The organism is Flagellimonas sediminis (assembly GCF_010500845.1).
GTDB lineage: Bacteria > Bacteroidota > Bacteroidia > Flavobacteriales > Flavobacteriaceae > Flagellimonas > Flagellimonas sediminis.
Genome location: NZ_JAAAMI010000008.1, coordinates 163,152 through 187,064, shown reverse-complemented (window position 1 = coordinate 187,064; position 23,913 = coordinate 163,152). Strand labels below are relative to the sequence as shown.

At 38.4% G+C, this 23,913-nt stretch carries 22 protein-coding genes; 9 read left to right on the top strand and 13 right to left on the bottom strand.

What is annotated here, in order from left to right; genetic code table 11:
• Positions 1–425: 425 nt before the first annotated feature.
• On the top strand, positions 426–746 hold the full coding sequence (locus tag GTK07_RS15300) for a DUF6922 domain-containing protein (protein ID WP_163636113.1): 321 nt from the start codon (positions 426–428) through the stop codon (positions 744–746).
• Positions 746–1,540 (top strand): nucleotidyl transferase AbiEii/AbiGii toxin family protein, encoded by a 795-nt coding sequence (locus GTK07_RS15295; RefSeq protein ID WP_163636112.1) that lies wholly within the window; start codon positions 746–748, stop codon positions 1,538–1,540. The genes GTK07_RS15300 and GTK07_RS15295 overlap by 1 nt, the downstream gene beginning before the upstream one ends.
• 399 nt (positions 1,541–1,939) lie before the next feature.
• Here the strand turns inward: GTK07_RS15295 and GTK07_RS15290 are convergent, their stop codons facing one another.
• The gene (locus GTK07_RS15290) at positions 1,940–2,083 is read right to left on the bottom strand and encodes a hypothetical protein (protein WP_163636111.1); all 144 of its coding nucleotides are present in this window, start codon (positions 2,081–2,083) and stop codon (positions 1,940–1,942) included.
• A gap of 394 nt (positions 2,084–2,477) precedes the next feature.
• Between GTK07_RS15290 and GTK07_RS15285 the strand changes: the two genes are divergently transcribed.
• The 6 genes from GTK07_RS15285 (at position 2,478) to GTK07_RS15260 (ending at position 8,147) form a co-directional block, all read left to right on the top strand.
• Positions 2,478–3,068, top strand: a complete 591-nt coding sequence (locus tag GTK07_RS15285; protein WP_163636110.1) for a Crp/Fnr family transcriptional regulator — start codon at positions 2,478–2,480, stop codon at positions 3,066–3,068.
• A gap of 77 nt (positions 3,069–3,145) precedes the next feature.
• The gene (locus tag GTK07_RS15280) at positions 3,146–4,444 is read left to right on the top strand and encodes a M20 metallopeptidase family protein (protein ID WP_163636109.1); all 1,299 of its coding nucleotides are present in this window, start codon (positions 3,146–3,148) and stop codon (positions 4,442–4,444) included.
• 137 nt (positions 4,445–4,581) lie between these two features.
• On the top strand, positions 4,582–5,073 hold the full coding sequence (locus GTK07_RS15275; RefSeq protein WP_163636108.1) for a hypothetical protein: 492 nt from the start codon (positions 4,582–4,584) through the stop codon (positions 5,071–5,073).
• A gap of 94 nt (positions 5,074–5,167) precedes the next feature.
• Complete coding sequence (locus GTK07_RS15270; protein WP_163636107.1) at positions 5,168–6,148, top strand: hypothetical protein; 981 nt, start codon at positions 5,168–5,170, stop codon at positions 6,146–6,148.
• 405 nt (positions 6,149–6,553) lie between these two features.
• Positions 6,554–7,474, top strand: coding sequence for an ABC transporter permease (locus tag GTK07_RS15265; protein ID WP_203583815.1), 921 nt, complete (start codon positions 6,554–6,556; stop codon positions 7,472–7,474).
• Positions 7,467–8,147, top strand: coding sequence for an ABC transporter ATP-binding protein (locus tag GTK07_RS15260; RefSeq protein WP_163636106.1), 681 nt, complete (start codon positions 7,467–7,469; stop codon positions 8,145–8,147). Before GTK07_RS15265 ends, GTK07_RS15260 begins: the two co-directional genes overlap by 8 nt.
• A gap of 430 nt (positions 8,148–8,577) precedes the next feature.
• On the opposite strand, the gene GTK07_RS15255 is transcribed toward GTK07_RS15260, so the two are convergent.
• The 6 genes from GTK07_RS15255 to GTK07_RS15230 form a co-directional block, all read right to left on the bottom strand.
• A complete protein-coding gene (locus GTK07_RS15255; protein ID WP_163636105.1) occupies positions 8,578–9,405 on the bottom strand; it encodes a carboxypeptidase-like regulatory domain-containing protein in 828 nt (275 codons plus the stop codon).
• Positions 9,402–10,589 carry a zinc metalloprotease gene (locus tag GTK07_RS15250; RefSeq protein WP_163636104.1) on the bottom strand — a complete coding sequence of 396 codons (1,188 nt, stop codon included), beginning with the start codon at positions 10,587–10,589 and terminating at the stop codon, positions 9,402–9,404. The genes GTK07_RS15255 and GTK07_RS15250 overlap by 4 nt, the downstream gene beginning before the upstream one ends.
• The gene (locus GTK07_RS15245; protein WP_163636103.1) at positions 10,579–12,534 is read right to left on the bottom strand and encodes a hypothetical protein; all 1,956 of its coding nucleotides are present in this window, start codon (positions 12,532–12,534) and stop codon (positions 10,579–10,581) included. The genes GTK07_RS15250 and GTK07_RS15245 overlap by 11 nt, the downstream gene beginning before the upstream one ends.
• A 31-nt stretch (positions 12,535–12,565) precedes the next feature.
• Complete coding sequence (locus GTK07_RS15240) at positions 12,566–13,738, bottom strand: carboxypeptidase-like regulatory domain-containing protein (RefSeq protein ID WP_163636102.1); 1,173 nt, start codon at positions 13,736–13,738, stop codon at positions 12,566–12,568.
• Positions 13,739–13,910: 172 nt separating this feature from the next.
• Positions 13,911–14,054, bottom strand: a complete 144-nt coding sequence (locus GTK07_RS15235) for a hypothetical protein (RefSeq protein WP_158657163.1) — start codon at positions 14,052–14,054, stop codon at positions 13,911–13,913.
• A 404-nt stretch (positions 14,055–14,458) separates the two neighbouring features.
• On the bottom strand, positions 14,459–15,610 hold the full coding sequence (locus tag GTK07_RS15230; RefSeq protein WP_235932886.1) for an amidohydrolase: 1,152 nt from the start codon (positions 15,608–15,610) through the stop codon (positions 14,459–14,461).
• A gap of 154 nt (positions 15,611–15,764) precedes the next feature.
• On the opposite strand from GTK07_RS15230, the gene GTK07_RS15225 reads away from it, so the two are divergent.
• Positions 15,765–16,469 (top strand): urease accessory protein UreH domain-containing protein, encoded by a 705-nt coding sequence (locus tag GTK07_RS15225; RefSeq protein ID WP_163636101.1) that lies wholly within the window; start codon positions 15,765–15,767, stop codon positions 16,467–16,469.
• Here the strand turns inward: GTK07_RS15225 and hypE are convergent.
• From hypE to GTK07_RS15195, 6 genes are read right to left on the bottom strand one after another with little or no spacing between them, the layout of a single operon-like run.
• Positions 16,466–17,491: a hydrogenase expression/formation protein HypE gene (gene hypE, locus GTK07_RS15220; RefSeq protein ID WP_163636100.1), complete on the bottom strand. Its 1,026-nt coding sequence runs from the start codon at positions 17,489–17,491 to the stop codon at positions 16,466–16,468. The two genes, GTK07_RS15225 and hypE, sit on opposite strands and share 4 nt — an antisense overlap.
• Positions 17,492–17,500: 9 nt before the next feature.
• Entirely contained in the window at positions 17,501–18,589 is a 1,089-nt protein-coding gene (gene hypD / locus GTK07_RS15215) for a hydrogenase formation protein HypD (protein WP_163636099.1), read from the bottom strand.
• Positions 18,590–18,592: 3 nt separating this feature from the next.
• Positions 18,593–20,848, bottom strand: coding sequence for a carbamoyltransferase HypF (hypF, locus tag GTK07_RS15210; protein ID WP_163636098.1), 2,256 nt, complete (start codon positions 20,846–20,848; stop codon positions 18,593–18,595).
• Position 20,849: 1 nt separating this feature from the next.
• A complete protein-coding gene (locus GTK07_RS15205; protein WP_163636097.1) occupies positions 20,850–21,404 on the bottom strand; it encodes a hydrogenase maturation protease in 555 nt (184 codons plus the stop codon).
• Positions 21,405–21,413: 9 nt separating this feature from the next.
• Positions 21,414–22,166, bottom strand: coding sequence for a Ni/Fe-hydrogenase, b-type cytochrome subunit (gene cybH / locus GTK07_RS15200; RefSeq protein WP_163636096.1), 753 nt, complete (start codon positions 22,164–22,166; stop codon positions 21,414–21,416).
• A 13-nt stretch (positions 22,167–22,179) separates the two neighbouring features.
• Complete coding sequence (locus GTK07_RS15195; protein WP_163636095.1) at positions 22,180–23,913, bottom strand: nickel-dependent hydrogenase large subunit; 1,734 nt, start codon at positions 23,911–23,913, stop codon at positions 22,180–22,182.

The window sequence follows — 23,913 nt, the reverse complement described above, 5'->3', positions numbered from 1 at the left end:
GATGACAATCGTCCTTTTTTTTGATATGTCCTTTTTAGGTCTTGCCATTTTCTATGGTTTTGGTATTGTTCTAAAGGTCATTTGTAAACGAAGTGCGCAGTTTTTGTTTACAAAAACACAACTTGCTTCGTGACCTCCGATCAACTATATGGCAAACCTATAATCTATGGATTGTTTGCAGGGGTTTTGCCGTACATGGACTTTTGTACGGCAAATCGTTGAAGGGTCTTTTCAGAAGAGAAATAAAAAAATGTACTGAACTTGAACCAAGGATTTCCATGGAAAGAGGGAAACCGGTCAATACGTTCCTTTGGACGGAATTTTCCATATTAGATCAATGGTCCGATTTTCGTCCCAAGTCATATTGAACACGGGGCCATGGGCCGGACACCGGGATATTTCGTATATTTGATATAGAAAGAGCCATGAAAAAGTCGCACAACATAGCACCGTCCAAAGGAAAGAACCTAAAGGGTTACTTTCCCGGACCTGTATTTTGGGATGTCGACCCCAGCGTGCTTGATGTGGAAAAGGACAAGATCTTTATCATCGAAAGGGTACTGTCCCGCAATATGGGGGACCCACAATATTTTGAGCTTCTCGAAAGACTGTATCCGATAAGTGACATTGTCCGGTGCGCGAAAAGGAGCGAACAGATTCGGGGGAACAGCAGTATCAGGGCCGTGGCCGAACGTTATGGCATCAGACCGGACCATATGAAGAACTACAATCCTTCCTTTGGATAATGGCCGTCGACCAAGCCGTTTCGGACGAGCTGAAAAGCGTCATCGTCCAATTGATGCAAGCAGATTATTTAAGGGACTTTAACCTTGGAGGTGGCACCAACCTCGCTATCCGGCACAATCATAGGGTCTCCACGGACATCGACCTCTTTTCCCAAGGTGTGGTCGGGGTCGAAAGATTGAGGGCAATAAGTGCCTATTTCAGATCGACCTTCAAAGACGGGCTTTTAGGCCTCTTGGAGGAAAACTTCGGGGACAATCAAATGGCCTTTCTCAGGGTGAACGTACAAAGGAACGGGGTCCCGATCAAAATAGACATCATCCAAAATATTCCATTGCTCCATCCCATAGAAACATTTGACAACATTAGATTGATCAATGAACTCGACATCGGGGCATTGAAATTGGTGTCGGCCGTAAATCGCGGGACCCAAAAGGATTTTGGGGACCTTTTGTTGCTCTGTGGACTGTATTCCCTTGAAAGACTGCATACCGAGCTTATGAAAAGGGAAAGTATGTTCATCGGTAAAGAGTTTGGCACCATCTTCAACGTTGAGGGACTTCCCAGCGGTTTGGCCGGTGACCTGTCCGCCCTGGGCAATTTCAACAGGGCAACGGACCGAAAAAGTGAAAGCAACCGTCTTATCTTAACGGAAAATTCCATTATCCCGGGTTCTTGGCCCGAACTTGGCCTAAGATGGGCAGGGATCGTCGAGGCATATGCAAAGTCGAAAGGCTTGCGTTTTACTCCTCCTTCCAGAAAAAGGAGGTGGAAAAACAAAGGGATCGGTCTTTAAAAAATCCATCTTATAGTTGACAGTTCCCATTTTTGAAAGTTTACGCCGATACGTTTTTCCTTGATCTATTCTAACCTTTGTAGGAATGAAAAGTGGAAAGGGAGAAAAAAACAAAAGGAGTATGGCATCCAGGTAAGGGAACGTGAAAATCAACATTGCTCAATATACCCCTTCGTACCATTACATTAATTAAGTGCTCATCAGATTTGTTCAAATATTAAAACAACTCTTCATTCGTATAATTATATAATTGTACACATGTACAATTGTATATACATACAATTGCATATTTAATCATTTGTATGGATAAATGAGTTTGGAGATTATTCGAAAGGCTTCTTAAGATGTGCCCGGCATGATCAAAATATCATTTAAGGAAAAGACGGGCTTAGCAGGTATTCATTCATTGCCCATCTCGAACCAATGGGATTGTCTGTATCCTGAAGGGAAAAAGTATCTTTGGAAATCCCCTCTTTTCCCCCTTTCCACAAAAAGCACCCGTAAGGGTGCCGATCCCATGACAAAATCAATGGAACGATTCATATCCATTACATCGAAAAATAGGAACAAAACTTCAATGATATCTTTATCTTAAATGGCAAGTAGATACTCCAAGACCATGGAAGCCATACTGAACGATAAATTACGGAAATTGGTGTAGCCAATTAAAAAAAGACAAGTACAAAAATTGAGAACATCAGGAACAGTTTGTCTTTTCTCTTATACAGAGCGATATATTATATTTGTTTGCTTATATATTAAGTGTAATTCTTTAAATTACATTAATCGAACGTATTAATTGTAAATTGTATGGAAGTATCTTGTGTGTTACTCTTGAGTATATAATTGTCTTAAATAATTAAATTATAAATACGCTACGGACTGAACGTAACTTTGTTCAGCCATACATTGGTAATAAGCTAAAGAAACATCCCGAATGGAGCAAGAGTTTAAGGTTTATATCAAATCTTACCTAGAACAATTTCCTGATTTGAGCTCGGAGGAACTAACTTTCATTTCCTCATATCTTATTATAGAAAAGTATGGCAAAAAAGAATTTTTATTTAAAAGCGGGGAGGTTCAAAAGGAAGTGGGATTTGTTTGCAAGGGACTTTTGAGAAGATACTACGTCAATGAAAAAGGAAACAAAATAACAACGGGTTTTATAATTGAAAATAACTATGCCACAGATTATCCCGCATTCATAAGGCAAAAACCATCAAAGTATTTTATCGAATGTCTTGAGCCATCGGTAATCATAAAATTGCCATATGATAAAATTCAAGAAGGGTACGGTAAATTTAAAACAAGTGAAAGGTATGGTAGGTTGATAGCCGAATATGTTTTGACCGTGCAAACCGACAGGGTAGAAAGTCTTTTGTTTGAGACAGCTGAAGAGCGTTACTTGAATTTTATAGACCGAAACCCAGACCTTGTAAACAGAATTAGTTTAACGCATTTAGCAACGTACTTGGGTATAGAACGGCAATCATTGAGCAGAATACGGAGTAAGATCGCCAAAAAATGATTTTGTCACAAATGTGTCAGGTAGAAAAGCCGATGATGTTTCATTTTTGCAATAGTTAGTTCCATAATATTGTAAAAATGACTTCAAATAATAAAATAACCAAAACAGCCTTAATTACTCAATTCCTCTTTTTTGGACTTGTTTCCAGTGGCCAAAATACAACTGTTGAACCATCCACACATTTGAAAGTCCAAGAGCGAACCGACAAAATTTTCGATAGCTTTGTAAAAATTCGCAGGGACTTTCATACCAATCCCGAAGTGTCAGGGCAAGAGAAAAGAACTTCCAAAAAGATTGCTGAATACCTTTTATCCTTGGGCCTTGAAGTTAAAACTGGAATAGGTGGTCATGGAGTCCTTGGAATCTTAAAAACTGGTAAGAAAGGAAAGCATATTGCTTGGAGAGCAGATATTGATGCCCTTGCTTCCGACCATCCCGATGTTGTCGATTTTTCATCAAAAATTAAAGGTGTAAGACATATTTGTGGACACGATGTACATACAACTATTGCACTTGGGATAGCTAATGTTTTAACAAGTTTAAAAGAAAGCCTTACAGGAACTATTTACTTCATCTTTCAACCATCAGAAGAAAATTTGGCGGGGGCAAAAGCCATGCTTGATCATGGCCTGCTCAATAGTATAGACCCAGAAGAAATTTATGCATTACACATTGCACCTATGTCTGAGGGGATTGTTACTACCAAAGCAAGAAACCCTTATGCAGACTATAAGGGAATTCAAATTACCTTAAAAAACACAAAGGAGAAAACGGCTCTTATTCAGTTTACGAAAGAGCTTTTTTTACATCTTCAAAATGTTTCACCTGAAAGTGAATTCTGGGACAATAAAAATCTATTGGACCCCAATATAGGATTGGGAAATCCAAATACCATATTTAAGGATTATATTACCGTTGATTCAAATATTGCTGTTAAAGAAAGTGATAAGAAGATTACAATTAGGGCCTATCTAAGTGCTGAAAAGGAAACTCAATTAGACTTTCTTTTAAGTCAAATAAAAAAGAAATTTAAAGGATCGGACTATTCAGATCAATTTTTAAATAGTTCATTTTATTATGAGACAGCGCTAGTGCTTAATGATGAACGATTAACTTCATTGACCATACCTACAATAAGTAAGATTTACGGAAATGAACACGTTCTCCCCCTTTATGGAGCTATACCTGACGGACGTGGGGATGATTTTGCACTGTTTCAACGTGAAATTCCGGGAGTCTATTTTTTATTGGGTGCATCAAATTTTGAAAAAGGAATAGTTTCCATGCCTCATTCACCAAATTTTGCTGTTGATGAAAGTTGTATAAAAACGGGAATCAACTACTTTACATCAATGATAATAGAGAGACTTAAGTAATAAGGTCGGTTGCCTACTTGTTATAACCGAAAATAATAAAACCAAGATTAAATTGATTGATTACATTCCTTTTTTTGGTGTATATAGATGTATTTTATACCCATATAATCAAGTTAGCAACAATAAATAAACACAATATGAAACATTTTCTTTGCACAATAATTTTCTTGACCGCTTCAATTAGTTCCATAGCTCAAGAAAAAACTGATGTTACCGTTAAATCCATTAACGGAATTATCGATGAACTACTTGATCAAATAACCATCGAAAAGGGCGAGAAAATGGATACTATAGCAATTAGGAACTTATTTCATCCATCGGCCATATTTACAGTTGCTGATGTTACAAATGCTGAAACCGTATCACTTAATGATTTCCTCATCCTCTTGAAAGATCCTTACTATGAACAAGGATATCTTGAAAAAGAAATTCATAAAGTTGTTGATCAATACAATGGAATTGCCCAAGTATTCCAGACTTTTTATGGCAAGGACTCTGAGGGAGCTGAAGAAAAAGGAATAAACAGCTATCAATTAACATATTATGGCGATCGATGGTGGATAGTCAGTCTCTTATGGACCATAGAATCCAAAAGTGCCGGAATACCTGTAAAATATGGTGGGGAATAAGTGAAGAAGTTGCTGAGTTAACCACTAAACCACGCAACACCCATAGCCGAAACCGTTGACAACCATTTAACCAAAAAATACAATCTCCTGTTTGATGAAAAAATTTTCCCTAACCCTTGTTCTAATAGGCCATTTTTTAGTTTCCACTAAGAGTAATGCCCAAGAAAACTACATGAACTACCATTCGAAAGTAATTGAATGTGAAGAGCTAATTGTTGAAGGAAAATACACTTCTGCAATTAATAAATTTGATTCTCTTTTCAATCAATTTAATTTCTTATTTCTAAGAGATATCAAAGTTGCTACTGAACTCAGCGCATATGATAACGATTATAAATCAGGGTTGAATTTTGTAAGGCTGGGAATCAAGGCTGGTTGGTCATTGGAAAGCATCAACAAGAATAAAAATTTGCAATCTTTAAGGGAACAACCGGAATGGGCTAAACTTATGTCAGCATATGATTCCCTTCACAAAACCTACCTATCCAAAATAAACTTTCAGGTAAAAGAACAAGTCCATGAAATGTTCAAAAAAGACCAGAAAAAAGCATTTGGGGCATTACTTAGAATTGGACAAAAGGCCAAAAGGAGGTATTCTCAAAAAAAGTTTGCTCCTCATAGCGAACAACAACTTGAGAAACTGGAGCAAATTTTAAATGAGTACGGTTATCCAGGTGAACGACTTATTGGGAATAACCTATGGGGCTCGGTGATTTTAAGTCATCACAATTCAATATCAGTGAAATACAACTCGAAAGACACAATATATGCTCAATTAAAACCAAAATTATTGAATGCATTGAAGCAAGGTGAAATATCCCCATATGAATTAGCTCAAATAGAAGACTGGAGAATTGCTGGTTTACATGATCATGAGTTGACATCCTATGGATTTCTTGGGGCCATTCCAGACGATACAGTTCTTGAAACTGTAAATAAAAATAGAGCCAATATTGGATTAAGAAGCATTGACCTTAGGAATGAATTGATAGATGTTGAAAATGAAACAGGAATGGACCTACATCTACCCAAAGGATGGCGGAATGGGAAAATAACGGTTGCCAACAGGCCCTAAAATGAATTCATGAACTAGGCTATTTGATTATGATAAGTGTAAATCTTTAACTAAAAATGGACCGGACTTGGTCTAAAGATTGGGATATATACAATTAAAAATCAAGCACTTTTGATATGGAGTGGTTTATTGATAATAATTTCAATTTCTTCCTTCAAAAAGTCGAATTCTGTCCGTTGAGTTCCATTAAAAATCGATGGAACGATTTATACCCATTACATCGAAAAATAGGAAAAACTTCAATGATATCTTTATCTTAGATGGCAAGTAAATACTCCAAGACCATGGAGGCCATACTGAACGATAAATTACGGTAATTGGGCATAGCCAACTAAAATTTGGATGTATATTCCCAAGAAAGTTCAGGATATGAGCGGTTGCCGATCATTATGACAAAAATTGCAAATGAAAGAATATTTCCAACTCCAATTTAAAATGCTGAACCGGAAAATGATTGATTTCGGAATTCCACTTTTGATTGGATATGCTCTTTTACCTTCAGTTTTTATATTGCTGTCCTATTACCTATTTCAAAAAACAGAATTTGCGAATTATGCTTATGGATTATTTGCATTAAGTTTCATTTCAAAATTAAGTGAACCCAAAAGAAATGATTTCTTAAAATCTATTTTCAATAAAGGCAAATACAAAAAATTGAGAATATCAGAAAATATTCTTTATTCTTTGCCTTTTACTCTTTTTTTAATCTATCAGAAACAATTTGTCTTTTCTCTTATATTAAATTTATGTGTATTTGTAATCACACTGTTCAACTTTAGTACAGATTTAAATGTGACAATCCCAACACCATTTAGCAAAAAACCATTTGAATTTACTATTGGATTTAGAAAGACATTCTTTGTTTTTCCAATAACTTATTTCTTAACTTATGTTTCAATATCAGTTGGAAATTTTAACCTTGGTGTTTTTTCCATGCTATTAATTGGATTGACTTGTTTTTCGTATTATCCAAAAATGGAAAACGAATATTTCGTCTGGAATTACAATCTATCTCCAAAAGAATTTTTAATAGAAAAAACGAAAACGTGCTTAATCTATTTTACATTTTTAAGTTTACCAATTATAATGGCTTTAAGTATTTCATTTTATAGGGAAATCGATATTTTAATTGTATTTTTTCTGTTGTGCTATGCTTATCTCACATCAATGATTTTTGCTAAATATTCGTCTTTTCCGAAAGAAATGAACATGTCTCAAGGAATTTTAATTGCAATAAGTTTTATGCTTCCACCAGTACTTTTAATATTTATTCCTCTCTTTTATTCCCGATCAATTAAAAAGTTAAATGCTCTTTTAAATGATTAAAATTGAAAGACTATCAAAATTTTATGGTAAAAAACAAGTTCTAAATTCAATAGATTTAGAATTTAAAAAAGGTAAAATATATGGAATTGTTGGAGAAAATGGAGCAGGAAAAACAACCCTATTTAGGTGTATTTCAGGACTTGAAAGCTATAAAGGGAATATCTTGTCCGACTTTACAGAATTAAAAGACCATCTAGGACTTTTATTGACAGAACCATATTTTTTCTCTAAAATTACCGGAAAAGAATATATACAGCTACTTGCCAATGCAAGACAAACAGAAATAACCAAAATTGAGAACAAAAACATTTTTGGTTTACCATTGAATCAATATGCATCAACCTACTCGACTGGAATGAAAAAGAAATTGGCTTTAACCGCCATACTTTTACAGGAAAATAATGTGTTTATTTTAGACGAACCCTTCAATGGTGTTGATATACAAAGTAATTTAATCATAACTGAAATCATAAAAAGATTTAAAAAATTAGAGAAAACAGTAATTATTTCATCTCATATATTTTCAACTTTAGAGAATACTTGTGATGAAATATATTTAATGAAAAACGGAGAAATTATAAACAAAGTAGAAAAAGCTGATTTTAAAAATCTCGAAAAAAAAATGAAAGAATTTACAGTCGGAAATAAAATTGACAAACTTGAACTGAAATAAATAACGGTTTCAATACACTGCTCCCATTAGAAAGCTAATAGACACCACAAACACCGTAGAGGTGTAGCCTTACATTTTTGGGGAAGGCTACACCCGAAGGGTGCTGAGTCCATAAAAATAATGTAATAATATTTGGTGACTTCCACTTAGGGTGCTATCTGTCGTTTTTTTGCATAATGTGGGTATGAAAAAAGGATGGGTGTGGTTGAAATATGTGGGAATCCAGTATTTTGATGACAATTTTTAATTTTTTTGGGTATCTACATACAGAGGAATTCGTTTCTACGAATTTATAGTAATTCGGAAATTTTGCTCTATTACGTTTTTGAGTTAGTTTTACAGAGCAAAGTAAAGGCCCCAATCGAGTACTTCAAAATGGGTCTAGGACTAGAATCAGGCTAAAGATTCGAAGTGTGCGAAAGCATCCGAATCAAAAAGGTTGGTGTCGGTTTTCTGATATAAATATTTTGCTTTTCTTCTTAATAAGCTCTAATATTCCCAAGTGGTCTTCGGCTTCTATGAGATCAACAAAATTGGAATCAGCGAGACAATAAACGAAAAATTGTTCTTTTTTTGAAAAGGGGATTTTTAATTCCTGCAATCGAAGGGAATCGTTGAACAAATACTCAAACTCCTCTAATTTAATAGTTTGTTCATTTTGTTCTACCAATTTTTTTAGCTTTTTGGTTCTCCCCGATGCTCTATTTAGAATTTTATGCAGATTGATGCTAATTCCCAATCCAAAGTAGTGTCCATACAAATTAACAAACTTTCCATTATCAGCTTCAAACAGTTTTCGTTCATATTGGGAAAGGACCCTCACATCGGCATTGGGAAGCCCCAAAGAAGAAGCATCAACATTTTTTGATAACCTTAATGCTGAAATGTCCTTGTCCAAGATTCCAGTCAGATTATATGGTCTTACAACCACTTCTTCCAATTCGTTGATAAGCTCCTCTAAATCTATCCTCAAATGGTTGGAGGATAAAATATCCTCTGTTACAACCAGATATTTATGCTTTAGTTGAACAGATGAAAATAATAGTGTATCCTTTGATATGACACCTATAGAAAAACGTCCATACGAATCGGTTATGGTCCCTCTCTTGCTAGTAAGGTTTAGAATGTGTACGCCTTCAACCTCAGTGTTAAGGCTTTTGACCGTGCCATTTAAAATAAGTCGAGTCTCTTGACCAAATCCGAAAGAGATTGTGAAGAGTAAAGCAAAAAAAATTATATGTTTACTATAGGTTTTCATTTTTTTTGTCGCTCCTTTATATATGAAAATAGAAAACTGAATACAGTAACATAAAAAATGATGGGTAATATAAACCTATACAAATCCGAGAATTTTGGTCTTGAGCGTCTTGAAAATACCTCTGATAAATAAGTAAAAACATTTTCCGGGAATTTTATTATACCATTCGAATCATAAAGCAATATTCCGCCTAGTACAATTAATATAAGTATTTGACTCGTCAATGCATAAAATACCAAAAAAAAATCTTTGCCTCTCAAGTGACGAATAGATGTTTCATTTTGAAAAACCTTTTTTAAAATTTTATTTGATGCCATTCTTAGGTTTGGAACCCCAATCATATCAGATAATACCCAATATCCATCATAACGAAGGAAAGGGTTCAAATTAGCCAGCAATGACAATGATATGGCCGAGCTGTATACTAAATAATTGTTTGTCCGAGTTATAAAAAAAAATAAAACCAATATGGAGGCAATCAGTAATTCGATATAGATTCCAGATAGATTCACGATGATTCTTTTATTCGGTTTTAATTTCCATATATCTGAAACATCGGCAAACATCACTGGTGAAAGTAGGTAAAAACCGAATCCAATATCCCCAAATTTAGCACCAAATCGATGACAGGCGGCAGCATGTCCCATTTCATGGAAAAACAACACTGTACCTGCAAATAAAATATATAATGCCCATTGACCAAAGTTGAGATTTTCAAGACCTATTTTGATGGAGTTAAAATGAGCGATTAATGTTCCAAAAACGACCAAAGAAAAAATAGCCAGTAAAAAGTAAAATAATTTATCTGAGAACAATGGGGACATAAGCCTCACTATTGGCAATATGGTCTTATTCTTTAGCAATGTGAAACTTAGCTTTAAATAAGAGGGCTTTCCTATTTTCTTAATTTCAACATTTGCTGATTCTATAATCCCGTAAGTGGCCAAGGTACCAAATAATAAATTGTCAAGCAGATTGGCAGACACACCTTTGTGTATACCATAAAGTTCATTTATCTTTTGAAGATTCCGTTTACCGTCCACTAATTTAATTATATCCAAAGTATCTTTATTGACATTTATGCGATGTCCATATTCAGTTTGTTTTATGATAAACTCGTTCTTATCAAAAGGAAGGATTTCAATGTTCGGTGATAAAACAGGTATTTTGCTTTTAACGTCCATTTAGGCTCGACTTATAGTTTTCCAATGCAACAAAAGAGACAACAGAAGTGAACACCCCATTAAAGTCTTGCAAGACAATGTTTGTTCCTTTATTATCCTTTTTCCATCCATAGATTTGTTTTTCAGGATCTAATATATCCGGTGAGGGTATTCTCATAGAATAGTTTCCCCTCCATGAGCCATTTTCTAATTGGGCATTTAACAAAATTTCCGACAAAAGTTTATCAGGCAGATTATCATAATTAAAAATATGCTTGGACTTGATTCTGCTCAAAAGGCACAAGGCAACATAAAATATATTATGAGCCCCATCCTTGACAGGATTGGATTTTTTATTTAATTCATTGCAACAAAGGTTGAATATTTTTTTATTCATATTGATACAACATGCTAACACCAAGAAAGAAATTGCATAATCCCTGCTGGTCCACCAGTATGGTACTTCATCTAAATCTTCGATTTTATCAATTAGAAATGACTCCAATTTTCGTTTTTTATCATTATTAATGCCTAGCTGACAAAAAACTAAATATGCAACAGCGCTAACACAGAAATGTGAATTTAACCAACCTTCAACGTTATTAACTTCCTTGGTGTTTAGTGAAGCCAATAGCTCTTTTTCATTTCTATAGGTACAAAAACCTCCATCTTCATTTTGAAAACTGAACCATTCTTCAAGTTCGTCTTCACAGAAATCAGTTCCCAGACTATGTAAGGCAAGTATTGTGAAGGACGTAGAGTCTGCGTCTGGTATCCAGTTTGAATTATATCCCCATAAATTCTTTTCTTCATAGCGATTGGAAAGTAAAAACTCCTTTGATTTACTCAAATCAAAATGGGACTTGTACCAGTGAGATAAAAAATAGCATACAAAGGAAGTAGTCCAAACATTACTGTTCCCTGCATCATTAAAATAATCTGTCCAACTACCATCTTCTTCTTGAATTTCAAATAAATAATGTAAGACTTCGGAATTTTCTATTTTGCCTGAACCATTACTCGATCTATCAATATGTTTTGATTTCAAGTATTTATTAAATCTTATATATCCATTTATATTCAGGTTGTTTATTGTGATTGTATTTTGCATCCGCTGCAATTCATCCTTCCATCTGGGCGCTTTATAATCTCTCACAAATTCAAAGGCCCTTATAATATGTTCATAAGCCTTTAAGTATAGTTCTTCGGCCACACCTTCCAGATAAAGAAGCTTTTTTTGATCACCTAAACTATATGATTCAATGTCATCGACTCTCTTTTCTAAGTGGTTTTTTGAAATATTGAACTGCTGATTAATATAGTCTTCCTCATAATCTGAAACATCATCCAATATTTGAAAAGCAACATAAAAATCCTTGTGCGATTTAAGAACGTTTTGGTATTCATTTCGATAATGTTTCCCTGTAAGTACAAATAGTGCGTCTATCGCTATTTTTCCAAAAGAAGACTTGTAATCGCATAAAACCTCATATTCCGCAAACGAAGATATATTGTGGCTTTGCTTGTCCAATTTATAAGCCTTAACATATTCAAATTTTCTTTTGCCCCATATATCCCAAAATTCAGAATCAGTTTCAAAGAAAGTCGATAATATCTTGACAGTTTCCTCTTGGCAGATATTAATTGTTAGAAAGACGTTGAAATTCGATGTTTCCTTTTTGTTGTCAAAAATATCGTCCATCAAAATAATGGACCGATAGTAAAGAAATCCAGCGATTGACAACATATCCAACACCTCTTTATCAGAAAAATCGAAAGCTGAATTGAAAAGATATGGGTAATATAAATAGTAATCAGGGTTGTTCCGGATAAACTTTTGGTAGCAAATATTATCGATTACTTCCTTGGGATAGCCAAGCCCATTCAAGTATATCTGTACATTTTCAATCGCTTCTTTGAAAAGATTGTCATCTCTGTAATCAAAAAAATATTTTGTACTTATCAACCAATCACTGTTTATATAATTTTCTTAAAAATCAATTACGTAAATCCCTTATGTCCTTTAATATCTTTCTTTCCTCTTCACTAAAGAACATTGTATTGTTCTCATTCCAGCCTTCCAACTTTGGTATTGCAATAACTTGTTTGTTAAATCCTTCTTCAACATCGTAGTTAGTAGACAACTTTTTTGGTGATATGTGTTCTACAAGCGTCAATATATATTTGGCGTTTGAACTGTACCTGTAGCTTTCTTGGCCTAAAATGCCGTTCCTAACGTTGTCCACTTCAACAAAAGAAAGGAAGTATTTATCATGGACTTTACGATATTTTATCGTTGCTTTTGCCTCTATTAATATAAATACAGGCTTTTTTGATTTTTTCCCCTCAAGGGATGATGCCACAATCGCTTTAATTTTTTCTGGATCTTTTTGCGTTTCTATCTGAACAATTGCCATGGTTTCTCTTTCAATATAAATTTTACCCATATTGTTGTTATAGATATTGTCGTTTGATGGTGAGAACCCGATAATGAGAATAGGGTTTTCCCTAGATTCGATTTCTCCAACATATTTGAAAGTATAGTCTGAAAGATTGTCAATATCGAACATTCTGCTTTTTGAACGTACCATATCGGCGTTCCGAACAATCGTGGCTATGCCCCCAACGGCATCTAAATTTAGCTTTGTGTGGTTTTCTGTTCGACGACCCTGAATGATTTCTGCTTGATAGCCTTGGGGATTATTGTCTCCTTCATTATAAGTCATAAAGGAAACTTCGGTTAACATAGCGCCTTTTCCATCTTCCTGTACACTTTCACGATAAAAGCCATAAAGATTAAATGGATTCGATATTATATTCTGTGGGATGCTTTTAATAGCTTTTATTATAATATCCTTTGCGGTTTCTCCCCTAACAAAGACCTCCTCCAAACTGATAATATAAGGACTCAACCAAATTGTATCCTTTTTACTTAAGTTATTTTTTTTGATATTTTTTTTTCGATAAGCTAAATGAGAGAATTCTATATTATTGGATTCGACAAAATAATCAATTGAAAATTTCCCAACTTCGTTTGTGGTTGTTCCCTGACCTTTTTCATCAGTGATGTGGGCAAACTGTATTGGCTCCCTGGTCATCGAATCCAATACTATTTGAGAATGTAGATGAATACTCCCAAGAAAAAAGACAATAAAGTATATCTTTTTCATAAATCAGGCATCTTTTGGTAAATATTAAGACTAATTCGTTTAGAACAATATACATCTATTTGAATTATTTAGCTGAATTGCAACGAATTAATAAAGAAATTATATAGGATATTAGGGCAAAAGAAATCCGGATTCATTTATCATGAATCCGGATGACAAAAGTTTGATAGGTTTAGAAAGTGTAACTAGCTCCAATATAGCCTCTACAATCACCACTTGTACAAGCATAATTACTCTCGTTTTTCCACTTTGCCATCTCTAATCTTTGCTCTAGTTCTTCGACTTTGAAGTTTTTTAAATCCTCACTTTTGTTCATAATTATAGTTTTAGGTTAATGCAATAAAATGCCTTTCTATTTGTAGTATTAAACTTATGAATATTTTTTTAAATTGACACTATCTGGGTTCAGATTATTCAAAATTTTTCTTAAAATGAAATCCACTACAATTATTACAATACTGTTTTGTAGCCTTCCTTAAAAATGTAGGATATCATTAAATTCAGTGACCTCCTTTGTATTTCTAATATTAAATGATTTAGCGATAATAGTTTCGATATCCTCCTTCAAAAAGTTTGAACTCTGTCCCGTTGAGGTCACATAAAGATTAAAAAGCTTCACCTATATTCAAGGTTACTTGAATTTGTAAGTGAGGCTTTTTGATTTTCTGATATTTTGTAGACTTACAGCAATTCGAAAAACGACAGATGAAATGGATACGTCTATTCCAAGATATTCTGGATTATGGATGCGAACATGCGGATTCCAGTATCTAGGATTTCATCCGGAAAATCATAATCGGCATGGTGCAGGGCAGGGGAATCAACTCCTGAGCCTAGCCCGAACATAGCCGTTTTGTATTTTTTGGAGTACCACCCAAAGTCCTCCCCAAACCTAAACGGATGGTTCTTTTCTATGATTTCCAAGCCGTTTTCAAGGGCAGCTTTATCGATTTGATCATTGCATTCGGTATTGTTGATGCTTGCCGGGAAATATTCGAGCCATTCCAAACTAAAATCCAGTTTGTGCATTCGGCAGATTTGTTCCACCAATGCTTCAATTTTAGAAGTCAAATCGGACATTTGCGCACTGTTCCAAGTACGTATGGTATAATGTAGTTCGGCATTAGCAGGAGAAATGCCATAAGCTTTTTCACCCATCCACAGGTGAACAGGAGTCAACACGGCAAAATCGTCAAGATGAGAGTCTGTATGGTTTAGAAGCGCCATTTCCCCAATGATTTTTGATATCGCTAAGGCTGGATTGATGCCATTTTCCGGTTCGGCCGCATGGGCTTCTTTTCCCTTGGTTTTGATGATAACACTTTGTACTTCGGCAGAAAACCCTCTTGGGGTAATAATGATGCTGTTGATAGGTTCCTTTGGGATGTTATGGAGCGCGAAAACATAATCGATATCCAAGGCTTCAAATTTTTTATCATGCACCAACATTTGTGCTCCTTTGCCTGTTTCTTCGGCAGGTTGAAAAAGCAGGATGACCTTGCCCTTTTGGATGGGTTGTGCTTCCAGCCAAAAGATCAACCCGGAAACCATGGCCATATGGCCGTCATGACCACATTTATGCGAAATCCCAATGTTGACCGATTTGTGTGCAAAATTATTCTCTTCCTGAATGGGCAGGGCATCCAATTCGCAACGAATGGCAATGGTTTTCCCTTTTTTTGAAAACTCATAAATGATGGCTAGGGCGGTTTTTCCAAAAGTTTCAATTCGAGCTGTATGGGCATGCTTTTCTGCAAACTTCCATATCCTTTTTGCGGTTTCATATTCTTGACCGGACAATTCAGGATAGGTGTGCAATTCCTTTCTCAGATTGATGATTTCAGGAAGGAGCATGTTTAAGTCTGAAGGCATAAAGGTAAGCTGATGATTCATCCTTAAAGATACCCAAAAAGGTATTTTAATTGCAGTGTCAAAAGAATTGAACAGCGATTTTGGTTGGCTGATTTTAATGTTCTACCTACTAAAATTTCGTAAATTTAAGGGTGTAAAATCCCGTGCAAGTTACATGGAAACAACCTTCCCCCTGATTGCTGGTTTAATTGCCTCCATGCTACATGTTATTGCTGGTCCCGATCATTTGGCGGCGGTCGCTCCCTTTGCCATCGAGTCCAAAAGAAAGGCTTGGAAAATAGGGCTGTTCTGGGGTATTGGGCATTTGGTGGGGATGATTGCCATTGGGTTATTGTTTGCCATTTTCAAGGAGATTATCCCTGTGGATGCCATTTCCCAGTACAGTGAGCAATTGGTTGGAATCGTTTTGGTAGGGTTGGGATGTTGGTCTCTCTATCGCATATTCAAAAAGCGAAGGCATCATAAACATTTGCACGTGCATACGGAACATACCCCTGTTATCCACTCCCATGAGCACAAACACGAGCATAATCCAACGCATCATCACCAACATTCCGATTCGTTAAAGCAAAACAATTTTGCTTCATTTTCCATTGGCATTTTACACGGACTCGCAGGAATCTCCCATTTTTTGTTGTTCTTGCCCGTCTTGGGTTTTGAAACACAGTCCGATTCCATAGCCTATATCACCGGCTTTGCCATTGGAATATTGGTTGCTATGATCACTTTTGCCTTTGTGATAGGGAAAGTATCTTCAGTGGTAAAGAATGGTCACAACGAGATTTTTTTCAACGGTATCCGTTTTGCGGGTGGACTTTTTGCCTTGGTTATCGGATTCTATTGGATTTTCAGTACCTAACAAATCCTAGGTAGTTGCTCGCCCAGCAAAGGCGTCACCATGCGTTTTCCCCCAATGACACTGTGCATGACCACTTTGTTCGGATGTTCTTCGGTAATTTCGCCAATACAAATGGCTCTTTTTCCCTTGTCATCCTTTTGCATCAATTCGATTATTTCGGCTTCTATTTCCGGGTCGACAATGGAAACAAAGATACCTTCGTTGGCCACAAATAAGGGGTCCAGTCCTAGCATCTCGCAGGCAGCGGCTACTTGATCATCGATGGGTAGTTTACTTTCGATGATGTTCACTCCCATTTGGATGTCACTGGCAATTTCAGAAAGCACACTGGCCAAACCACCTCTAGTGGGATCTCGAAACAAGTGTATTTTGTCGCCGAAGGAATCCAAAAGTTTACTTACCAAGAAATTCAGGTTGGTGGTGTCACTCTCTATACTCGATTCAAATTCCAAACCATCCCTTTGCGACATGATGGCCATGCCATGCTGGGCAATGGGCCCACTAATGATGATCTTGTCACCTGGTTTAATTTTTTTGGCAGAGATGTCCGCCTTCGGATGCACCTTGCCAAAACCTGTAGTGTTGATGAAAATCTTATCACCTTTACCACGTTCAACCACCTTGGTGTCACCTGTAATAATCTTTACGCCACTTTTATCGGCCGTTTCTTTAATGGTTTCCACAATCTTGATGAAATCGCCAATGGCCAGTCCCTCCTCTACAATGAAGGCCAACGATAAAAATTCAGGAATCGCCCCGCACATGGCCACGTCGTTCACTGTACCGTTGATGGCCAAATCCCCAATATTACCCCCTTTGAAAAAAATGGGGGAAACCACAAAACTATCCGTTGAAATGGCCATTTTTCCATCCATTTGAATGATGGAACCATCGTGTTTTTGATCGAGATAGGGATTGCTGAAGGTTTCAAAAATAATCTTGTCCAAAAGGTCACGGGTCATCAAACCCCCGCTTCCATGGCCGAGGTTAATGGTATCGTATCCTAAATCTATTTTGTTCATGGCCGATTTTTAAATTAGGTGGTTCGAAAAATGATAATAGGCAGCGCAGGCCCCTTCGGATGAAACCATGGGCGCCCCCAATGGGTTGGAAGGATTACAGGCCTTGCCAAATTGCGGGCATTCATGGGGTTTTTTAATACCTTTTAAAATCTGTCCAGCAATGCATTCGGAGTTTTCCGGTGTGGTAATGGAGCTGACCCCAAACTTGGATTCCGCATCATAGTCTCGGAATTCAGGTCTTAGAATATAACCACTATCAGGGATGGTTCCAATGCCGCGCCATTCGCGATTGCCTACCTCAAAAACCGATGAGATGACTTTTAGGGCCTCCAGATTTCCTTCTTCCCTGACTACACGGGCATATTGGTTTTCCAATTTGTACTCTCCTTTTTCCAATTGGAGTAGGGCCATGTAAATACCTTGAACCAGATCTAAAGGTTCAAATCCGGTCACCACTATGGGGATCTTGTATTTTTTTACGAGAGGATAATATTCTTTCATTCCCATGATGGCACATACATGTCCCGCTCCCAAAAAGGCATCAATGGTACAGAGCTCATCGTCCAAAATACCTTCCATGGCCGGGGGAACCAGCACATGGGATACCAAAATGGAATAATTTTTCACCTGCTCCTTTTTGGCGTGCAAAACGGAAAGGGCATTGGCAGGTGCCGTGGTTTCAAATCCTACGGCAAAAAACACGACCTCCTTGTTTGGGTTTTGTTTGGCAATATTGACGGCCTCCAAAGGAGAATAGAGGATACGAAGGTCACCACCGCTGGCCTTGGCCTCCAAAAGGCTCTTTTTACTGCCAGGTACCCGGACCATATCACCAAAGGAGCATACAATGACCCCATTTTCTAGAAGTTCCACCGCTTTGTCAATCAAATTCAGGGGCGTTACACAAACAGGGCATCCAGGACCGTGGATCATCCGAACGTTTTCAGGTAGCAGGTTGATGATGCCGTTCTTTACCAATCCATGGGTCTGCCCACCACAGATTTCCATGATGTTCCATGTTTTGGTGGCCGTTTTTTCAATGAGTTCCAAGTAGCGTTTGGTGGCCTCCAGGTTTCTATATTCGCTCAAATACTTCATGGGTCAATGCTTTATATATTGATGGTATGCCACTTGTCCAAAGGATATATTTTCATCGTTTGGACTTAAGTTACGATTAAAATAGAGTTTGTATTCACTTCCTGCCAGTTCCTTGACCATATCGATCAAAACCGTATTTTGAAACACTCCGCCGCTCATGGCAATTTCCTTGATGTTCTGTTGTTCTGCCATTTTAATCACCATAGTGGCTAAAGTGAAGAGGAAATCAGCTATGATTTCTTGCCTGTTCCTTCCACTTCTATGGTCATGATGGATTTTTGCAAAAAGTAGATGGGTGGGCACGATTCCGTTTTTAATTTCACTGATATAGGAAGTACAGCTTTCCAATCGGTATTGATGGGCTCGGTTTTCAAGCAAAATGGCGGCCTCACCTTCATACGTGTTGTAGTCGCAAACATTCAAAAGGGATGCCACGGCATCAAAAAGTCTCCCAACGGAAGAAGTTTTCAGGGTTTCCTTCTTTTTAAGTTGTTGGTAAATGGCCATCTCTTCCTTGGAAAATTTTTGGTGAAGCTCTTCATTCATCGCAGCATCAGCCAAGGAGAAAAAGGAAATTCGAGGTTCCTTGGCCATTTTGTCCCCGGCCAACCAATCAAAATAGTCAAAATGTCCCACACGTTCCATGACTTGATTTTGATATTTGAAAAATTCGCCTCCCCAAATCTGTTTATCGTCCCCATATCCCGTGCCATCCCAGACCACACCCAAAATAGCAGAGTTTTGCCCAAAGAGTCCATGTTCCCCCAAAACCGAAGCAAAATGGGCCTTGTGGTGTTGAATCGGTCGGACCGGGGTATTCCACTTTTTGGCCAGTTCAATACCATGAAGGGTACTGTTATAGGCGGGGTGTTTATCCACAAGGATAACTTCGGGAAGTACCTGGAACAGTTTGGTAAACTTGTCCGCAGTATCCATGTAGCGGTCATAGACATCAAAATGGTCCAAGTTTCCCAAGTATTGACTGATGTATAGGTAGTCGTTGGGGATAAAGGCCAACGTGCTTTTCAGGTGTCCGCCCATGGCCAAAATCTTTTGGTTCGTCTTTACTTCAACATCAAAATTTGGACTGAGCCCTCTGGATCGTCTAAAAATGACCTTTTCACGGGATCGATTGCTGAATTTCACCACGGAATCGTCCTGGGGATTGGTGATTTCCAAATTGTGGTCCAAAAAATAATCGGCCACCCCCTTCAATTCCTGATGGGCCATACCAACATCGCTAATAATGGGCGACGTATGTATATTGCCACTGGTGGCGACAATCGGGATTCCAAGCTCCGTGGCCAACAAGTATAGAATACCGGAGTAGGGGAGCATAATGCCCAATTGGTTCAGTTGGGGTGCCAGTTCATCCACGGCCAAGCTTCCTTTTGAATCGGTTTTGGGAATGATTACGATGGGACTCTCCGGAGAGGTCAAGGTTTCTTCCTGTATTTTGGTGACATTCAAGTGCTTCTTTAATAGCGAAAGGGAAGGATACAGAATTGCAAAAGGCTTGGTGGGCCTTCGTTTTCGTTCTCGTAGCTTTTGGATGGCAAGAGGGTTTGTTGCATCACAACACAATAGATAACCACTGGTATTTTTGATGGCCACAATGTTTCCATCCTTGATGAAGCTTGCTGTTTTTTGGATAGCATCTACCCCTGAAATGGTAGCACCTTTAGTATCGGTCAACTTGAGTTCAATGCCACAATGCGAACAGGAATTGGTCTGGGAATGGAACCTACGGTTCGATGGATCTTTGTACTCTTTCCCACATGAATCACACATTTCAAAAACAGCCATATTGGTATGGTCCCTTTCAAACGGGAACTTATTGGTGATCGCCCAGCGGGGTCCGCAGTTCACACACGTGGTAAAAGGGTAATGGTAGCGTCTGTCTTTGGGATTGGTTATCTCTTCCTTGCAGGTATCACAAATGGCAAAATCCGGGGTGAGCTGTAAATTCAATCTTCCTTCTGTTTGCGACGGAACTATGGCAAAGCCATCGAAAGGAATGAATGCAGTTTCAGAAAGCTGGTGGTTCCTTATTTTGGCCAATTTTGGAGGATGCTGTATGAGCGTTGTATAAAATAGCTGGACTTTCTCAGGTTCACCAGAAAGATAAATGACCACACCCTCATCATTATTGGATACGGAACCTTCCAAGCTAAACTTTTGGGCCAAGTTGAACACATGGGGCCTGAAACCAACTCCTTGTACGCGACCGGTCACTATGATCTTGAAAGATTTGGACACTTTATGAAATTTGATGGTGCAGGGTATCCACCAAGTCCATAATTTGTTCGATTGCCTCGGGAATAGCCTTTTCAACTTTTGGAGCTAATTCTGTGGTCATGGGTTCCACCTTTTCTATGGATATGGTGAAAAGGTACAGATCGGGTTGGGTTTCCATGAGGTATACCGCTTCGATCATATCCTTGAGCCCCACATCATGAACACTCAATGCCGAAGGAAAATCACTGGCGAACTTGGGCCGGATCAAGGAAACGGTGCCTTCTGGTTGGCCATCCATAGTAGCATCCACAAAGATGATCTTGCTATAACTTTCAAAACAGTTCAGTAATATAAAACCACCGGTACCTCCGTCCAGAATATCCAAGTGATCGGGAAGATCACGATTGTCCATCTGCTGGATCAAATGTACCCCGACTCCTTCATCACCCATCAGATAGTTGCCAACCCCCAAAACCAAAATGGACTTGGACTTGTCCTTTTCAAAATAAAAGGCATCACTACTTATGGCAATGGGTTTTCTTGCCAAGTCCGTTTTGGTATTTGTGGATTCTTCCATGAGTTAGTTTTATTCAATTATTTCCATGGCTTCCTCATCCACTGGAGCCTCAATTTCTTCATCCTCCACCAATTTTTTGAGTCGCTCGTCACAGACGAATTTATAACCTCCGAACATAGAGGAAACTTCACCTCTTCCTTCGAGCCAGTCATGGTAGAACACCAAATACACGTGGATAAGGGTAAAGAGAATGAACAACCAGGTAGTGGCGTGGTGAATGGTCCTTACAATAAAATCACCTCCCAAGAAGGGAACTACCCAAGCAAACATTTTGGGCAACCACCAACCTGCATTGGCAGAATAAAGACCAAATCCTGTAAAGACCTGAACCAATGCCAAAAGGAACAAGATCACATAGGAAATGGCCGCTACACTGTTGTGACCGATGCTAATATCTTTTATATCCGGTTTTTTTTCATTGGCCAAAAAGACATCCACTTTGATCACATGCAGAAAGTTGTGCCACATTTTTTTGTTGAAGGGCCAAAACGCTCTCCAGCTAGAAAACTTATTCCCAACAAACGACCAGTATATCCTCATGATCATGTTGAAAAAGAACACATAGGCTGTTGCAAAATGGATAAAGCGTACTGTGCCGAACCAATAGATGTCACTTGCCTCCTTATTCGATAATATGGCGGGAGGGTTGGCAATGATAAGGCCAGTTACCGCCAAAACTGTTATGGAGAATGCGTTAATCCAATGGAAAAATCGCACTGGAAGCTCCCAAACATATACCCGTCTAAATTTTCGTGTTTGCATGATCCATGATTTACTAGATTTCGCAGCTCGAAACGTTTTGTACCTGTGAAATATGTTTGCCATGCTCGTCATATAAATGCACCGCACAGGCTATACAGGGGTCAAAGGAGTGGATGGTCCTGATGATTTCCAACGGAAGTTCCGGATCGGCCACGGGGGTATCCAATAGCGTTGATTCATAGGCGGACCGCTGTCCTTTTGGATCTCGTGGAGAGGCATTCCAAGTTGAAGGTACCACCAGCTGGTAATTTTCGGTTTTGCCTTCTTTGATCTTGATCCAGTGGGCCAAAGCACCTCTAGGAGCCTCTGCAAATCCTACACCTTTGGATTCGGTAGGCCAAAGCTCCGGTTCCCATTTGGTCATATTGGCCATTCGGGTATCCCCATTTTTGATGTTGAGCAATAAGGTGTCATAAAACTCCATGGTCCAATTGGCCACCAGTTGGGTCTCGATGCCCCTGGCAGCTGTTCTTCCCAAAGTGGAGAACAATGCATCCACAGGTACATCCAAATGACTCAAAGCGCCATTCACTGCTTCCTGGATTTCCTTGTTACCCCTTGCATATCCTACCAAGAGTCTGGCCAATGGGCCGACCTCCATAGGTTTGCCCTGCCAACGAGGTGTTTTGATAAAGCTGTATTTTTGGGTCACATCCAATTGGTCGTAAGGTGGCTTGGGACCGGAATAATTGATGTTGGTCTCCCCGTCCCATGGGTGTTTTCCTTGGTCTTTTCCTTCAGAATAATCCTTGTACCAAGAATTGTTTACGAACTCGGTAATATCCTCATTCCTATGGTTTACGTCATATACCTTGGAGAGGTCCCTATCTAAAATGATTCCCTGTGGAAATTTGAAGTTCGAAATATCGCCATAACCATTGGTCGGGAAATCACCATAAGACATGTAATTGCCAAATCCTTTGCCAATGGCCCCCCAATCTTTATAAAAGGAAGCAATGGCCAACAAGTCTGGGATGTACACTTGTTCAATGAACTCTTTTCCTTCTTGCAACAGTCTGCCAACATAGGCCAATCGCTCTGCGTTGATACCACCAGGACTTTCCGTATTGATGGCGCAGGCCATACCACCTACCAAGTAGTTGGGGTGTGGGTTCTTACCACCAAAAATGGTGTGGACTTTCACGATTTCTTTTTGCCATTCCAGGGCTTCCAGGTAGTGGGCAACTGCCAACAGGTTAACTTCAGGGGGCAATTTCATTTGGGGATGGCCCCAGTACCCATTTGCAAAAATGCCCAGTTGCCCACTTTCCACAAATCTTGTGATTCTTTTTTTGATGTCGGAGAAATATCCTGGAGAGCTTTTTGGCCAATTGGAAATGCTCTGGGCCAATTGGGAAGTTGCAATGGGGTCTGCCTTCAGGGCGTTCACCACATCTACCCAATCCAGGGCATGCAGATGATAAAAATGCACGGTATGATCATGCATATACAGGGCCCCTTCCATAATGTTCCTTACCATTTCGGCATTCGGCGGTACGTCAATGCCCAACGAATCTTCAACGGATCGTACGGAAGCCAAGGCATGAATGGTGGTACACACCCCACAAGCACGTTGCACGAATGCCCAAACATCCCTAGGGTCTCTTCCTTTTACAATATTTTCCAGACCCCGGACCATGGGACTTGAACTATAGGCGTCGGTGATTTTTCCATCCTTCACCTCAACTTCTATACGCAAGTGACCTTCAATCCTGGTAATGGGGTCAACAACAATTCTATTTGCCAT

What these genes read in the sequence shown, in the direction of transcription:
- GTK07_RS15280 (WP_163636109.1), top strand. Translation starts at nt 3,146, where the DNA reads ATGACTTCAAATAATAAAATAACCAAAACAGCCTTAATTACTCAATTC.
- GTK07_RS15290 (WP_163636111.1), bottom strand. Translation starts at nt 2,083, where the DNA reads ATGAATCGTTCCATTGATTTTGTCATGGGATCGGCACCCTTACGGGTG.
- cybH (WP_163636096.1), bottom strand. Translation starts at nt 22,166, where the DNA reads ATGCAAACACGAAAATTTAGACGGGTATATGTTTGGGAGCTTCCAGTG.
- GTK07_RS15295 (WP_163636112.1), top strand. Translation starts at nt 746, where the DNA reads ATGGCCGTCGACCAAGCCGTTTCGGACGAGCTGAAAAGCGTCATCGTC.
- GTK07_RS15205 (WP_163636097.1), bottom strand. Translation starts at nt 21,404, where the DNA reads ATGGAAGAATCCACAAATACCAAAACGGACTTGGCAAGAAAACCCATT.
- hypE (WP_163636100.1), bottom strand. Translation starts at nt 17,491, where the DNA reads ATGAACAAAATAGATTTAGGATACGATACCATTAACCTCGGCCATGGA.
- hypD (WP_163636099.1), bottom strand. Translation starts at nt 18,589, where the DNA reads ATGAAGTATTTGAGCGAATATAGAAACCTGGAGGCCACCAAACGCTAC.
- GTK07_RS15300 (WP_163636113.1), top strand. Translation starts at nt 426, where the DNA reads ATGAAAAAGTCGCACAACATAGCACCGTCCAAAGGAAAGAACCTAAAG.
- GTK07_RS15230 (WP_235932886.1), bottom strand. Translation starts at nt 15,610, where the DNA reads ATGCCTTCAGACTTAAACATGCTCCTTCCTGAAATCATCAATCTGAGA.
- GTK07_RS15255 (WP_163636105.1), bottom strand. Translation starts at nt 9,405, where the DNA reads ATGAAAACCTATAGTAAACATATAATTTTTTTTGCTTTACTCTTCACA.
- GTK07_RS15235 (WP_158657163.1), bottom strand. Translation starts at nt 14,054, where the DNA reads ATGAACAAAAGTGAGGATTTAAAAAACTTCAAAGTCGAAGAACTAGAG.
- GTK07_RS15225 (WP_163636101.1), top strand. Translation starts at nt 15,765, where the DNA reads ATGGAAACAACCTTCCCCCTGATTGCTGGTTTAATTGCCTCCATGCTA.
- GTK07_RS15270 (WP_163636107.1), top strand. Translation starts at nt 5,168, where the DNA reads ATGAAAAAATTTTCCCTAACCCTTGTTCTAATAGGCCATTTTTTAGTT.
- GTK07_RS15250 (WP_163636104.1), bottom strand. Translation starts at nt 10,589, where the DNA reads ATGGACGTTAAAAGCAAAATACCTGTTTTATCACCGAACATTGAAATC.
- GTK07_RS15265 (WP_203583815.1), top strand. Translation starts at nt 6,554, where the DNA reads ATGAAAGAATATTTCCAACTCCAATTTAAAATGCTGAACCGGAAAATG.
- GTK07_RS15285 (WP_163636110.1), top strand. Translation starts at nt 2,478, where the DNA reads ATGGAGCAAGAGTTTAAGGTTTATATCAAATCTTACCTAGAACAATTT.
- GTK07_RS15240 (WP_163636102.1), bottom strand. Translation starts at nt 13,738, where the DNA reads ATGAAAAAGATATACTTTATTGTCTTTTTTCTTGGGAGTATTCATCTA.
- GTK07_RS15195 (WP_163636095.1), bottom strand. Translation starts at nt 23,913, where the DNA reads ATGGCAAATAGAATTGTTGTTGACCCCATTACCAGGATTGAAGGTCAC.
- GTK07_RS15260 (WP_163636106.1), top strand. Translation starts at nt 7,467, where the DNA reads ATGATTAAAATTGAAAGACTATCAAAATTTTATGGTAAAAAACAAGTT.
- GTK07_RS15275 (WP_163636108.1), top strand. Translation starts at nt 4,582, where the DNA reads ATGAAACATTTTCTTTGCACAATAATTTTCTTGACCGCTTCAATTAGT.